The 15,002-nt window shown below is 37.3% G+C and carries 13 protein-coding genes; 8 read left to right on the forward strand and 5 right to left on the reverse strand.

Translation table 11 applies throughout. The annotated features are described in order from the left end of the window. Window positions 1-103: 103 nt before the first annotated feature. Window positions 104-601 (reverse strand): hypothetical protein, encoded by a 498-nt coding sequence (locus tag CP363_RS03700; RefSeq protein ID WP_013085996.1) that lies wholly within the window; start codon window positions 599-601, stop codon window positions 104-106. Between the two features lie 151 nt (window positions 602-752). On the opposite strand from CP363_RS03700, the gene CP363_RS03705 reads away from it, so the two are divergent. Next, window positions 753-2,153: a hypothetical protein gene (locus CP363_RS03705; protein ID WP_098035856.1), complete on the forward strand. Its 1,401-nt coding sequence runs from the start codon at window positions 753-755 to the stop codon at window positions 2,151-2,153. 62 nt (window positions 2,154-2,215) lie between these two features. Here CP363_RS03705 and CP363_RS03710 read toward each other — a convergent pair whose 3' ends face one another. After that, window positions 2,216-3,520 carry an extracellular solute-binding protein gene (locus tag CP363_RS03710; protein ID WP_065989025.1) on the reverse strand — a complete coding sequence of 435 codons (1,305 nt, stop codon included), beginning with the start codon at window positions 3,518-3,520 and terminating at the stop codon, window positions 2,216-2,218. Between the two features lie 163 nt (window positions 3,521-3,683). Here CP363_RS03710 and CP363_RS03715 point away from each other — a divergent pair, with 163 nt between their 5' ends. From CP363_RS03715 to CP363_RS03740, 6 genes are all read left to right on the forward strand, one after another. Further along, window positions 3,684-4,487, forward strand: coding sequence for a DUF4931 domain-containing protein (locus CP363_RS03715; protein WP_098035857.1), 804 nt, complete (start codon window positions 3,684-3,686; stop codon window positions 4,485-4,487). A gap of 89 nt (window positions 4,488-4,576) precedes the next feature. After that, the gene (rbsK, locus tag CP363_RS03720; RefSeq protein ID WP_089145883.1) at window positions 4,577-5,503 is read left to right on the forward strand and encodes a ribokinase; all 927 of its coding nucleotides are present in this window, start codon (window positions 4,577-4,579) and stop codon (window positions 5,501-5,503) included. Further along, complete coding sequence (gene rpiA / locus CP363_RS03725) at window positions 5,503-6,195, forward strand: ribose-5-phosphate isomerase RpiA (RefSeq protein WP_023487969.1); 693 nt, start codon at window positions 5,503-5,505, stop codon at window positions 6,193-6,195. Before rbsK ends, rpiA begins: the two co-directional genes overlap by 1 nt. A gap of 131 nt (window positions 6,196-6,326) precedes the next feature. Continuing rightward, the gene (locus CP363_RS03730; RefSeq protein ID WP_023487970.1) at window positions 6,327-8,336 is read left to right on the forward strand and encodes a KUP/HAK/KT family potassium transporter; all 2,010 of its coding nucleotides are present in this window, start codon (window positions 6,327-6,329) and stop codon (window positions 8,334-8,336) included. Between the two features lie 81 nt (window positions 8,337-8,417). Continuing rightward, window positions 8,418-9,344: a nucleoside hydrolase gene (locus CP363_RS03735; RefSeq protein WP_098035858.1), complete on the forward strand. Its 927-nt coding sequence runs from the start codon at window positions 8,418-8,420 to the stop codon at window positions 9,342-9,344. After that, window positions 9,344-10,069 (forward strand): GntR family transcriptional regulator, encoded by a 726-nt coding sequence (locus CP363_RS03740; protein ID WP_089143549.1) that lies wholly within the window; start codon window positions 9,344-9,346, stop codon window positions 10,067-10,069. The genes CP363_RS03735 and CP363_RS03740 overlap by 1 nt, the downstream gene beginning before the upstream one ends. A gap of 93 nt (window positions 10,070-10,162) precedes the next feature. On the opposite strand, the gene CP363_RS03745 is transcribed toward CP363_RS03740, so the two are convergent. From CP363_RS03745 to CP363_RS03755, 3 genes are all read right to left on the reverse strand, one after another. Beyond that, window positions 10,163-10,990, reverse strand: a complete 828-nt coding sequence (locus tag CP363_RS03745) for a Cof-type HAD-IIB family hydrolase (protein WP_098035859.1) — start codon at window positions 10,988-10,990, stop codon at window positions 10,163-10,165. A 121-nt stretch (window positions 10,991-11,111) separates the two neighbouring features. Then, window positions 11,112-11,471 (reverse strand): bacteriocin immunity protein, encoded by a 360-nt coding sequence (locus tag CP363_RS03750; protein WP_005721528.1) that lies wholly within the window; start codon window positions 11,469-11,471, stop codon window positions 11,112-11,114. 5 nt (window positions 11,472-11,476) lie between these two features. After that, the gene (locus tag CP363_RS03755) at window positions 11,477-12,241 is read right to left on the reverse strand and encodes a DeoR/GlpR family DNA-binding transcription regulator (protein WP_023487972.1); all 765 of its coding nucleotides are present in this window, start codon (window positions 12,239-12,241) and stop codon (window positions 11,477-11,479) included. A gap of 300 nt (window positions 12,242-12,541) precedes the next feature. On the opposite strand from CP363_RS03755, the gene CP363_RS03760 reads away from it, so the two are divergent. Then, window positions 12,542-14,941, forward strand: a complete 2,400-nt coding sequence (locus CP363_RS03760) for a phosphoketolase family protein (protein WP_098035860.1) — start codon at window positions 12,542-12,544, stop codon at window positions 14,939-14,941. The last annotated feature ends 61 nt before the right edge of the window (window positions 14,942-15,002 follow it).

A 15,002-nucleotide genomic window follows, 5' to 3' on the forward strand; every position in this document is an offset into this window, starting at 1 on the left:
CTTCCATGCTTTTCTACATTTTATATAGCAGAAATACGGAAAGGTAAAAATCGGTAAAAGAAAAAAGCAAATTATGCTAATTTGCTTTTTCGTTAGACAATGATTATTTAACCAATGCCTTAGTTTTGTATGCATATGCAGCAGTATAAGGACCAGCACCAGTAGCTATTCTTAATGCCTTAACCTTTTTGCCGTTAACAGTTCTAGTAACAGGGATGTAGTATTCACCATCACCAGCTAAGTTAACCCAATTGTTGACATTGAAGCCCTTTTTATAGTTAGCTGCAGCATAAATATTTTCAGTTTTTTTGATGAACTGATTACGCTTCTTAGCTGAAACGTTGTAAACATTTTTCTCGAAGAACTTTTGTGAAGGTACGTAAAGCTTTTTACCATCTACGCTATGAGCAGTGATCTTTACCTTAGAAATTGTTTTATCACCCTTTTCGCGATAATACCAGGTGCCACGGGTTGCTTTTGGTGTGGTAAAGGTTTTAGCAATACCATAGCCTTTAGGAAGCTTGCTAGCATAAGTTGATGTAGATACCAAGAACAATAAACCGGCTAAAAAGGATACGAAAAGTAAAAGTTTCTTTTTCATAGTAGTCTCCCCCCCATTTAATAAATGATATTTTAACTACTTTTATTATAATGGTTTTACAGGAAAAATAATATAAAAATCTATAAAGAATTAGATTAGCATTAAAAATTTTTGTATAATATTCCTATTTAAGAAATAAGAAGGTAAATATATGACGATTGATTATAGAAAAGATATTATTGATTTAATGCAGGCGACGGGGAGCGATCCCCAATCACTGAAGCAGTCAATGATTGCGTTGAAAATTATTAGTAAAATATATAACCAGGCAGTACTAGGCAATCCACCTGAGAATAAGAATGAAGTCGTTAAAATTGCGGAAAAAGCTGATCAGGCTGTAAAAAATGAGCCAGAAATAAAAACTGAGAATAAGCCAGAAAATAAAACTGAAATAGAAACTAAAAAAGAAAATGATGAAAATACTGTAGAAAAAATAAAGCCGAAAAAAACGAAGAAAGAGCTTGAAAAAGAAAAAGCTAAAAAAGAAGAAGCTGCTAAAGCTCTGAGTCCTACGGTTTTAAAGAATAAAAACAAATATGCGACCATAATTCCTATTCCTAAGCCTGTGGTTAAGAAAATAATTCCTGTGGCTAAACCAAAGGAAAAACAATATGAGATTAGACGTAAGCTGCTAGGTGCAGAAGCAGTGGATGAGAATGGTCATTCAGTACAATATTTTAATGAACACTTGACTAGAATTGAAAAGCTGGAAAACGGTGATACAGTTACTTTGCTAGATCACTTAAATGACAGTGGCAATCGTCCAATTATTAAAGTTGAGCATCATGCAAAGTCTTTTGCGCCAGATGAGGAAATTATCGAATTTGGTCCAGCGGTAGTTCACCGTGATTCTTTTGGTTTATACATCAAGCAGGACTCTAATGGCAAAAACCTAAGTCAAGTAAATCCTGAAAAAGCTATTTTATACTTAGACATGAATACTGTAAGTCACTTTAACTTACACGAAAATGACCTGATTAGTATTGTTTGGCGAGTCAGTGATCCATCCTTCATTAGGGTTAGATGGCGTTATGCCGAAGCTGAAGTTACTATTCCAGAAAAGAAGGAAAAGCCGGATAAAAATAAAGAAACGGAAAAGCACAAGACTAAAGGTAGACACAAGTCTTTATTGCATCAATTAGAAAAAAAGGAGAAGCAGTCGTCTGAAAAGCAAAATGAAAACTATGCTTCCCGAATTGATTTTGACCTCGATAAAAAACGAGTTACCGTTGTAGTAGGAGACAAGAGCTTAACCTCTAACTTGGCTAAGGTGATTGAAGCACACAATGGAGTAGCTCGAATTATCGAGATGAAACAGGCTTCTAATGTTTTACGTGCATGTAAGGAATCGAATTATGTCATTCTAATCCAGTCATACATTAAGCATTCTATCAGTCAAATCCTGATCAATTCACCACACAAGTCATATTCGATTGCAATGGCCACAACTGCAGGGCAATTAGCGGTAGAAAAGGCTTTATATCGTGCTCGTTACAAGTTGAATGTAACTGATAATGATCAAATTCAATATCCATTTTTAGTAAATAATTAGGTAAAAAAAGAAGTTCAATTAATACTGAACTTCTTTTTTTGATAGATATTTTATTTGAAAAATTATTGCTTCCAAGCAGCATCAAGCTTATCTTTACCAGTCTTGATATCGCTATTCCATGATTGCTTTTTACCTGCCTTAGCTAAAATGGTTTGCATGTTAGCATTAACTTGATCATATGCGGCAGTAGCATTCTTAGTTACTGGTAAGAAGTAAAGGTTCTTAGAGGTCTTGGCAATAATTGCTGGGATCTTGCTGTTCTTGGCAGATTGGTAAACCTTGTCGTTGATAGCAGCAGTATTAACTGGCATGTAGCCTGTTTGTTTAGCCCAGTAAAGTTGTGATGACTTAGAAGTTAAGAACTTAAGGTACTTAAACGCAGCTGACTTTTGCATTGCGGTTGCTTTTTTGAACATATAAATGTCAGTACCTTGTTGTACGTTCATCGTGCTTGGACGAGCAGCTACACCATAAGTGTAACCCTTCTTAAGTCCTTGCTTAAGGTAAGCTTCATTGGCAGTTGAACCGATGAACATAGCAACGCGACCATTGTTGAATGGAGTTGACATGTACTTTTCAGTACCAGCTTGCATGAAGTAGCCGGCTCTTACTCCATTAGCGTAGTAATTGATGGCTTTAACGGAATCCTTGGCAGCAAAGTTTAAGTTCTTATTGAAGTCTTTGCCGTAAGTTTCCTTCATTTGCATCATGTAGTAATTGTTTAAAGCATCAAATCCAACACCGCGTACTTTGTGGTGACTTTCACGGTAAATTTTTGCGGATGCAGAAGCCAATTCACTCATGTTAGTTGGGACTTTAACATCATACTTATCAAGTAAGGTCTTATTGTAGAAAAGTACTTCAACTGACTTGTTGAAAGGAACACCATATTGTGTACCGTTGATGTTTGCACCATCCCAAAGAGCTTTCTTAATGCCACTCTTAGCATATGAGCCCCAGCCAATTTCAGAATTGTTAATGTATGGGGTTAGGTTAACAAGCATATTGTTCTTGGCAGCATTGTAAAGCCAGCCAGGATAAGCTTGAGTAATTGTCGGTAAATCCTTTGGCGATTGCAAACCTGAAACCAACTTAGATTGTAAATCAGAGTAGTTGCCACCTTGGCTTTGCAACTTGATAGTAATGTTAGGATTTTTCTTTTCAAAATCTTTAGTCAATTTTTGCAAACTGCTTTGCGCATTACCAGTTAGTGAATACCAAAAGGTAACGGTAGTCTTCTTGTTAATCTTAGTTGGAATCTTCTTATTAGATGAAGATGAACTAGAATTATTATTTGAACATGCACTCAAGCCTAGAACAGCTAAAGCTGCGGCACCAGTAAGTACCAATTTTTTATAGAATTTCATGATTCTTCCTCTCATGTATATCATGTATTTCTTTTACAAAGGTAGTTTATCATAGATAGACGTACTATTCCTAGCTTTATTAATAAAAATGTTCACAATTAACCGATAAAATTGTTAAAATGATGTTAAATGTATGATATCTTTGGTTTAGCAGGTGAAAAATATGGACAAGAATCCTTTAGTGTATGAATATTCAATTGGTAAGCGTAAGCCATATGATTATGATTATGGTAATCGGCAAGGAAATCAGAATGCTGGCTGTCCTTTTTGTGATGTGCAGCATCTAATTAATATTTATGAAAAAGATGGCGATAAGATTTGGTTGAAGAATAAGTACCCTACGTTAAAGGATACTAATCAAACAATTTTAATTGAATCAAGTGATCACCAGGGAGATATTTCAACTTATACGCGTGAAGATAATCAAGAGTTGATGAAGTTTGGCTTGAAGTGTTTTCAAAAAATGAATAATTCAGGCCGTTATCAGAGTGTGCTTTGGTATAAAAATTTTGGTCCCAAGTCTGATGGTTCTTTAACTCATCCACATATGCAGATCGTGGGCTTATATCATAAAGATGGCTATCACGATATTGGCGCTGATAACTTTAAAGGATTTGAAGTCGGGCGTTCGGGTTCAGTTGAAATGAACTTATCTGCGCGTCCAGTTCAAGGCTACCAAGAAGTAAATATTTTGACACATGATAATACTAATTTGGATACTTGGGCCGATTTGATTCAAAAGGGCACACAATATGTGCGTTCAGTCTTGTCACATGGTGTTGATTCTTATAACTTATTTTTCTATCCAATTAATGATGGTCAAGGTACTTGTTGCAAGATTATTCCACGATTCTATGCTTCACCATATTTCGTTGGGTATAAGATCTCGCAAGTTGACGATTCAAATACATTGAAGTGGGAAGCTGAGCGCTTAAAAGGCTTCGTTAATGGTGGTATTTTACAGTAAGATTTCAAAAATGTGTGTTCAATATTTTGAATACGTTTTTTGTTATAATTGAGGTTGAATAAATCCATTTTTAGAAGAGGATGCTCATAATGAAGAAGATTGTAGTTATTGGTTCAAGTAATGTTGATACAACATTACATGTAAAAGACTTTCCTAAGCCTGGTGAAACAATTAATGCGCTAGACATTACTACTGCTGGTGGCGGTAAGGGTGCTAATCAGGCAATTGCAGCTGCTAAAAGTGGAGCTGAAACTTACTTTATTAACCGTATAGGTGAAGATAGTGAAGGAAATTTTATCACGCATCAGCTCAAGAGTTATGGCGTGGACACAACTTATGTGCAAACCACAATGGGAGCAAAGACAGGCCATGCTTATATCACGTTGAATGAAGCTGGGCAAAATGACATCATTATTGATCACGGCGCAAATTATGAACTGACAGTGGAAGATATCCGTGCAGCTGGTGATTTGATTAAGAGTTGGGATTGTGTAATTGCTCAATTCGAAATCCCACTAGATGTGACGCTTGAAGCATTTAAGATTGCTAAAAAGGCCAAAAAAATCACTATTTTAAATCCAGCTCCTGCAGTTGATGAGATTCCTAAAGAATTACTGCAATATACTGATATCATTACACCGAATGAAACTGAAAGTGCCAAGATCACTGGCATTGCAATTAAAGATAATTCAACGCTGGCCACTAATGCAGAAAAACTACACATGCTTGGTGTAAAAAACGTGGTTATTACCTATGGTGATAAGGGTGCGTATATTTCAACTCCCGATGTTGAAGAATTAATACCAACTTATAAAGTTGAAGCAGCCGATACTACTGGTGCAGGAGATACCTTTATTGGATATTTGGTAAGCAATTTGAATTCTGACCTATCTAACTTTGAAGAAGCAGCTAAAATTGCAAGTCGTGCATCTTCAATTGCCGTACAACGTTTAGGTGCTCAGCCTTCAATTCCAACTGAACAGGAAGTTAAACAGGCGATGGAGGATGATGAATAATGAACAAGCAAGAACAAGATCGTTTGAAAAAAGAAGCAGCAGAAAAAGCAGCTGCCATGGTTAAATCAGGTATGGTATTGGGCGTTGGTACAGGTTCAACCGTTGCCTTTTTCATTGATGCTTTAGGTAAGCGCAAAGATGAAGACGGCTTAAAACTGAAGGCTATCGTAACTACTAGTAACCGTAGTAAAAAACAACTTGAGGGCTTAGGCTTTAAAGTTAGTGAATTGGCCGATATTGATCAAGCTGATTTAACTGTAGATGGTGCTGATCGGGTTGCCAATAACTTGGATGGAATCAAAGGCGGCGGTGGTGCATTAACTTTAGAAAAAAATGTAGCAATCAATTCTAAGAAGATCATTTGGATCGTTGATGAATCAAAATTAGTGCATCGTTTAAGCGGCTTCCCATTACCAGTTGAAGTTTTACCAATTTCTTGTGAACAAAACTTTAAACGTTTTGAACAAGAAGGATTAAAGCCTCGGTGGCGTATGGAAGGCAATCAACGTTATGTGACTCACTATGGAAATTATATTATTGATTTGGCTGCAGATCCTGTTCCAGCACCTCATGGTTTAGCTGATTACCTTGATCATACTGTTGGCGTAGTTGAACATGGCTTGTTCCTGGATATGTGTGACGAAGTAATTATTGCTCATAGTGATGGCACCATCGAAGATAAGAAAAAGTAAATTAAGTGACTGAAGGAGATTTCATCTCCTTTTTTATTTTTTTAAAAGATATATTTTTATTGCAAAAAATCTAGACTTTTTCTATACTAGTAAAAATTTTAATTTTTAAGTGAAATAGAGGATAAAAACTTATGAATAAAATATCTGGTAAGCAAAAGGTGTCTTTTGCTGGCCTTTTAATTGCTATCGGCATTGTCTATGGTGATATTGGTACTAGTCCTTTGTATGTTATGAAGTCGATTGTGACTGAAAATGGTGGAATTAGTAATGTTAACCGTGAACTAATTGTTGGCTCCATTTCGTTGATTTTTTGGACTGTTACATTATTGACAACGGTCAAATATGTGATAATTGCCTTGAAGGCGACTAATCATGGTGAAGGAGGGATCTTCTCTCTTTATGCATTGGTTAGAAAGAGGGCTAAATGGCTAGTTATCCCAGCTTTAATTGGTGGAGCAGCATTGTTAGCTGATGGGACATTAACTCCAGCTGTGACTGTTACAACTTCAATTGAAGGATTGAAAAATATGCGCTTTGGTGATGTAATTCCAGTTTCGTCGCAAGATATGGTTATCTTGATTACTATTGTTATCCTGGTTTTACTATTTTCAATTCAAAGAATGGGAACGAGTGTGATTGGTAAGGCCTTTGGTCCAATCATGCTCCTGTGGTTTACTTTTTTAGGGCTTATTGGACTTATGAACTTAAGCCATGATTGGAGTTTGCTTGATGCAATTAATCCAATTCATGCTTTGCGTATTTTATTTAGTCCTGCTAATAAAGTGGGTATTTTGATTTTAGGTTCAATTTTCTTGGCAACTACTGGTGCTGAGGCTCTTTATTCAGATGTCGGACATGTCGGGAAAAGTAATATTATGGGCTCTTGGCCTTATGTGTTTGTTTGCTTGATTTTAAACTATTTAGGGCAAGGCGTCTGGATTTTACAAAATGCTAATTATCATGCTGGTAATGGTGATTTCAATCCATTTTTTGAAGCAGTACCAAGTAGTCTAAGATTGTTTGCTATTGCTTTGGCTACGATTGCCGCTATTATTGCTTCTCAGGCTTTGATTACGGGTTCATTCACTTTAGTAGCTGAAGCAAGTAGTTTAAAATTTTTACCAAGAATGAATATTATCTATCCTTCAAATGAGAAGGGACAGATTTATATTCCTTCAATTAATAAGATGATCTGTGTCATTACAGTTGCAATTGTTTTCTTATTTAGAACTTCACATCATATGGAAGCAGCATATGGTCTGGCCATCACGGTTACCATGTTGATGACAACTATCTTATTATTTGAATATCTGGGTAAAAAAGGTACCGCGCTATCAATACGATGCATTTTCTTAGTAGTCTTTGCCTTTATTGAAGGGATGTTCTTATTCTCAAGCTTAACTAAGTTTTTGCATGGCGGTTACGTCACTGTTTTAATTGCTGGTTTTATTTTGGCAATCATGTACGTGTGGTTCTATGGCAATAAGATCCGTGATAAGCGTGAGGAGCAGAATGCTTATGTTCGCTTAGATGAATATACAGATATGTTGACTGAGTTGAGCCACTGTGATGATTATCCAGTTTACGCTACGAATGTAGTTTATATGGCTAAGGTTAAGTATAATAAATTCATTAAGCGCGAAATGCTTTATTCAATTTTGGATAAGAGACCTAAACGGGCTAAGGCTTACTGGTTTGTAACTGTTAATGTTACTAACGAGCCATATACTGCAGAATACGCGGTCAATACTTATGGTACTAAGAATGTAATTAACGTTCAGTTGTATTTAGGTTTTAGAAAACAAACCAGTGTAAATGTTTATTTGCGGCAAATTGTTCATGATTTGATCGCTGATGGAACGATTGAAGCTCAACCACAACAATTCACTACTACACCGGGTCGTGATGTAGGGGACTTCGCCTTTGTAATTGTTAACGACGTAATTAGTCCATTAACTAAATTGACAGGCTATGAAAAGTTCATGGTTGAAGCAAGAGTATGGCTGCAGAATTTATCTTCTAACCCTGCATCTTGGTTCGGACTGGAGTATGCCGATACTGTGGTTGAGCGTGTGCCATTAGTATTAGGTGACCATGAAGAAGAACACATTCAACGTATTAAACCCAAAAAAGAAAAATAATTATTAGAATAAAACCAACCACTTTCTTAATTGGTTGGTTTTTTGCTATTATAAAAGTACTTAATACGAGAGGATAATTTTATGAACAAGAGACCTTTAATTATCAGTACTGATCCTGGCATTGATGACATTGCTGCCATGACGATTAGTCTTTTTGCACAAGAACTTGATGTGCGCATGATTGTGCCTACTTGGGGTAACGTGGCACTGAAATATACCTTGCAAAATACCTTAAATTTAGAAAAGTTTTTGCATACTAAGGTTCCTGTCGTAGTGGGTGCTAATCAACCACTGGTGGCACCAATGATTAGTGCTGCTTCGGTTCATGGTAAAACAGGGATTGCCGGCTTTGAATTTGAACAAGCTGATGATTCTTTAATTGAACCTGGTCTTGCTGCAACGTTGATGGCTAAGGAAATTAAAAGTAGTCCAGAAAAAATAACTCTGATGGGCATTGGACCATTAACTGACTTTGCCTTACTTTTTAAGCAATATCCTGAAGTTAAAGAAAATATTGCGGAAATTGTAATTATGGGTGGTAATATTGGTCACGGAAATCATAGCCCATTTGCGGAATATAATATTGCGGGAGATCCGGAAGCAGCGCAGGTAGTTTTTCATAGTGGATTGCTAGTTAAGGTTGCTCCACTTGAAATTGGAAATAAGGCCCATTTAACACCAGAGCAAATGGATAAAGTTAAGACATGTGGTGAAGTGGGTAATATGTTGTATTCACTTTTCTCTAACATTCATGAACCAGACGGTGATCCGCGAATTAAGATTTATGATCCGACTGCAGTTGGAATTATGCTTCATCCGGAAATGTTTACAATGAAAAAGGCAAACTTGAATATTGAATTGCGCGGGCAATATACTTATGGTGCCAGCGTAATGGATTTTATGGACCAAGAACATGCCAATGCGGAGATTGCGACAGATGTGGACTTGGATAAGTTTGCAACTTGGTTTATTGATAGTATTAAAAAGGCAGATCAAGGACGAGAATAATGGCAGATTATGTTTATCGGACAGTTATGCATGACATTAAACAGAATATTTTGAATAATCAGTATGAGGGGATGCGACTGCCTGATGAACGCAGTCTAGCCGAACACTATCAGGTAAGTCGATCATCAATGAAGCGTGCGCTGGAGCTGTTGGCTCAACAAGGGATCGTTTTTAAAAAGCGAGGTAGTGGAACTTTTATTAATCCACTATATTTGCGCAAACAGGCAATGTTTCGTTATGATGGATCGAATCTTGGAATCACTGATTCTTTTAAAGTCCCTGGTAAAAAACAACAAATTAAGTTGCTTGATTTTCATGTGATTAAGGCAACTAAAGAAATTGCGGAAGACTTATTTTTAAATGAAAATGATTTTGTTTATGAATTCAAGCGTCTGCGGCTGTTAGATGAACAACCATTTTTAATTGAGACTGGATATTTGCCGATTAAAATTGTGCCGGAATTAAAGCCAGAGACTTTACAAAAGTCTTTGTTTAACTATTTGGAAGATGAACAGGGAAAGACCGTTACTAAGTCATTCTTGAATATCACTGTTGAACCATCGAATGAAGAAGATCAGCAGAAGCTAAATTTGAAGCCGACTGAACCTGTTGGTGTAATGGAAGGGATCTTCTTCTTGGATGATGGGACGCCGTTTGAAGTATCAAATATGCGCGTGCATTATCATTATATGAACTTTAATACCTTTGTTAATTTGGGTAAATAAAAAGTAGCTGTGTTTTCTTAAGTCAATTAGTTTAAGAAAACTTGGCTACTTTTTTATTTTGCTCATTCAGACGGTTTTAGTTTACAGTAATTATTATTTCTCTACTTTAGCTAAATATGAATCAAGCACCTCTAAAACTCCATCATCATTGTTACTCGGGGCCTCATACTTGGCGATTTTCTTAACTTGATCTTCTGCATTAGCCATCGCATAACTGTAACCGGCTAGTTTTAACATCTCAGCATCATTCATTCCGTCGCCAAAGGCAATTAATTCATTGGGTTTAGCACCAAAATAGCGTAAGAAGTATTTTAGAGCGCTCCCTTTATTAACGCTGTAAGGCACAATATCAAGCAAACCGAAACCACTAGAAGTACAGTGAATCTTCTCGGCATGGGTTTGGTTGAATTCTTTTTCTAATTCCGCGGAAAAATCATATTGATAACTTAAGGTGATTTTAGTAATCATATCCTGCGGATTGATAGCCGCTGCTAAATCAGTAACTTCAATTCGATCGGGGTAATAGAAGTTCATCGTCTGCTTAAAACTAGGAGAAGCATTAATAGTTGTATATGAATTGTTGATCCCAGTGACAATAATTGAACTCTTGGAATAATGCTCTTTGATAAAACTTATTAGATCTAAGGTTGTTTTATAAGTGAGCAAATGAGTGCTAATAATTTGATTATCTTGAAGCAAAAGCGAGCCATTGTCAGCAATCATGTCGATTCGGTTTAAAAAGCCAGCAAAATCTTTGCGTAATCTGGTATAAGGGCGCCCACTTGAAACGATAAAGTGAATCCCCTTTTTGTGTAATTCTGTTAAGATGCGGTTAAAGCGCTTGTGATCGAAAGTTTGATCATCATGCATGAAAGTGCCATCCATATCGACAGCAACAACTTTGAATGGTAATTTTGTCATAATTATTTCCTTTGAAAAAATCTATATCTTTTAACAATATTATTGCATAAAAAGGCCGAGCAGATCAGCTACTCGGTCTTTTTGGATTCATTTTTTCATCTAGAGCAGGTTCTAGATACACTTAAATATTAACAAATTGTTCTACCGAAGTGAGCGGACTCAGATAAACATAAGAAAGATTTACATATTTGGTAGCGTCACTTAGCTTTTTCATTAGGTCTTGCTGTTCATGAGTTAGATGCAGGTGATTCATGGCAATTCGAGCCTGAATATACATGACCAATTTGCTAGTGTATTCAAGAGGATGATCACCACTGTCGAACTTATTAAGAACAAGCCCAATTGCATCGCGAATCTGCCGATAGCGACCAATATTCATTTCATTGTAGATATTGCTAAAAAAACTATTATAAAAATTCTTCAAATCTTGGTATACTTCACGACTTTCGCTTTGTTTCTTTTGGTTAAAGAGACTGAACATAACTATCACTCCTTTAAAACAGGTATAATTTGCGTTTTTGGATTAAAATGATGCTTTAATTCCTCAGGCAATGGGGTGTCGGTAATAAGGACATCGATCTGATTGAGGGGGACAGACATGTATGGCGAAGAGGATTGATTAGTAAATTTATATTTTTCGGCAACTAATACAACTTGATTAGCGCGACTAGCGGCGGTTTCGACAATTTTGGAATCAGCCATGCTTGGTGTATATACGCCGTCATCTCTGATTCGAGATCCACCAATAAATGCAGTATTGAAATGGATTTGACGCAATGTTTCTAATGCTGTTTCAGAATAAATGAAACGCTGCTTTTTGTTGATAACGCCGCCCAACAATCTGACTGATGGGATTTCTGTTGCTAATAAGCTTAATGCGTTGTCGATTGAATTCGTGACGATCTGCATGTCAATACCATTAAGCATTGGACAGAGCTGCTTTAACGTAGTTGATGAACCGATGAAATCACATTGACCTGGATGAACAAATCTCTTTGCCATTCTAGCCATTTTCATCTTAACCGGTGATTGTACTTGATTTCTTGCTAAAAAATCAGGTACGCTGTTGCAATTAATTTCCATCAAACCACCATGAACTCTAATTGCTTGACCAGTTTCAGTTAGATGAATTACATCTCGTCTTGCCGTATCAAATGATACATTGAAGTGAGCTGCAATCTGTCTAGTTGATAATTGGTGCTTTTTTTCAAGTAACTGTTTAATTTGTATTAATCTTTCTTCTTGGGTCATCTCATGCCCTCCATTTAGTAATCTAACATGAATGAATAATTTTGCACTGATTATGTCAGTATTTGATATTTGTTTATCTGTACTTATCAGTATTTAAGCAGCTAAATACTTATATCAAAGCATTAAAAGGTTGATATAGCAACAAAAAAGGGATGCAATTTTAAATTAAATACTTATTTTTTAAATTGGTAGGATCCAATTATAAAAATAGTTGAACTTTTTAGATAATTTGGTATGATATAAGTGTAAACAAAAGAACAAATGAACAAGAGCACTCTTAAATGCTCAAAGGAGAATAAGATGGCAGTTGATTATGACTCAAAAGACTATTTAAAGAGCGTTGATGCATATTGGCGCGCAGCCAACTACTTGTCAGTTGGTCAATTGTTCTTGATGAAGAATCCGCTTCTCAAGACTCCGTTGGTGGCAGAAGACGTTAAGCCTAAGCCAATTGGTCACTGGGGCACGATTGCACCACAAAACTTTATTTATGCTCACTTGAATCGTGTGCTTAAGAAGTATGACTTGAACATGTTTTATATTGAGGGTTCAGGTCACGGTGGTCAGGTAATGGTTTCTAACTCATATCTTGATGGTTCATATACTGAACGTTACCCAGAGATTACCCAGGACGAAAAGGGGATGGCTAAGCTATTCAAGCGCTTTAGTTTCCCAGGTGGTGTTGCTTCTCACGCTGCTCCTGAAACTCCAGGTTCAATTCATGAAGGTGGGGAATTAGGCTACTCACTTTCACACGGTACTGGTGCTGTTTTGGATAATCCAGATGTTATTGCCGCTGTTGAAATTGGTGATGGTGAAGCTGAAACTGGTCCCTTAGCTGCTTCATGGTTTAGTGACAAGTTCATTAACCCAATTAAAGATGGTGCAGTTCTGCCAATCTTGCAAATCAACGGCTTTAAGATTTCTAACCCAACCATTGTTTCTCGCATGAGCGATCAAGAATTAACCGAATACTTCCGCGGCATGGGCTGGGATCCTCACTTTGTTTCAGTCTTTAAGGGTGGCCGTTTTGACGGTGAAAAGGACCCAATGCAGGTTCACGAAGAAATGGCTAAGACCATGGATGAAGTCATTGAAGAAATCAAGGCTATTCAAAAGCATGCCCGTGAAAACAATGATGCTACCTTGCCACATTGGCCAATGATTATTTTCCAATGCCCTAAGGGCTGGACTGGTCCAAAGAAGGACTTGGATGGCAACCCAATTGAAAATTCATTCCGGGCTCACCAAATTCCAATTCCAGTTGCTCAAGGCAATATGGAACACGCTGATATGCTTACTGATTGGCTGGAAAGCTACAAGCCAGAAGAATTGTTTAATGAAGACGGTTCACCTAAGGAAATCGTAACTGAAAACACTGCCAAGGGCGACCATAGAATGGCAATGAACCCAATTACTAACGGTGGTCTTGATCCTAAGCGGCTTAACTTGCCAGACTACCGCAAATTTGCTTTGAAGTTTGACAAGCCAGGTTCAGTTGAAGCCCAAGACATGGTTGAATGGGCTAAGTACTTAGATGAAGTTGCTAAGCTCAACCCAACTACTTTCCGCGGCTTTGGTCCAGATGAATCTAAATCAAACCGCTTGTTCCAATTACTTGATGATCAAAAGCGCCAATGGGAACCAGAAGTTCATGAACCAAATGATGAAAACCTGGCTCCAAGTGGCCGTGTGATTGACTCACAATTGTCAGAACACCAAGATGAGGGCTTCCTTGAAGGCTATGTTTTGACTGGTCGTCATGGCTTCTTCGCTACTTATGAAGCCTTTGGCCGAGTAGTTGACTCCATGCTCACGCAACACATGAAGTGGTTAAGAAAAGCTAAGGAACAATACTGGCGTCATGATTATCCATCACTTAACTTTGTCGCAACTTCAACTGTATTCCAACAAGACCACAATGGTTACACTCACCAAGATCCAGGTATCTTGACTCACTTGTATGAAAAGAACCGTCCAGATCTTGTTCATGAATACTTGCCATCAGATACTAATACGCTTTTAGCAGTTGGCGATAAGGCCTTGAAAGATAGAGAATGCATCAATGTCTTGGTAACTTCTAAGCAGCCTCGTCCACAATGGTTCTCAATTGAAGAAGCCAAGAAGTTGGTAGACAAGGGCTTAGGCTACATTGATTGGGCTTCAACTGACAAGGGCGTTAAGCCAGACGTTGTCTTTGCTTCAACTGAAACTGAACCAACTATTGAAACTTTAGCCGCAATCGATATCTTGCACAAGAAGTTCCCAGATCTCAAGATTCGCTACATTAACGTAGTTGATGTTATGAAGTTAATGGATCCTAAGGACAACAAGAATGGTCTTTCAACTGAAGAATTTGACAGATTATTCCCTAAGGATGTGCCAGTAATCTTTGCATGGCATGGCTACAAGAGCATGATGGAATCCATCTGGTTTGCTCGCAAGCGCTACAATGTTCATATTCACTGCTATGAAGAAAATGGTGATATTACTACCCCATTTGACATGCGGGTATTGAATCATCTTGATCGCTTTGACCTAGCTAAGGATGCCGTAGAAAGCATCCCAGCTTTGAAGGGCAAGAATGCGGACTTCATCAGTCACATGGATGACTTGCTTGAAAAGCACCATCAATACATTCGTGACAATGGTAAGGATATGCCAGAAGTAACTGAATGGCAATGGTCGGGCTTGAAGTAAAATTAAAATAAGAATAAATTAGACCTATGCGAAAAGCGTAGGTCTTTTTTTGATAAAGAGG

It is taken from the genome of Lactobacillus sp. UMNPBX12 (assembly GCF_002553955.1).
GTDB lineage: Bacteria > Bacillota > Bacilli > Lactobacillales > Lactobacillaceae > Lactobacillus > Lactobacillus crispatus.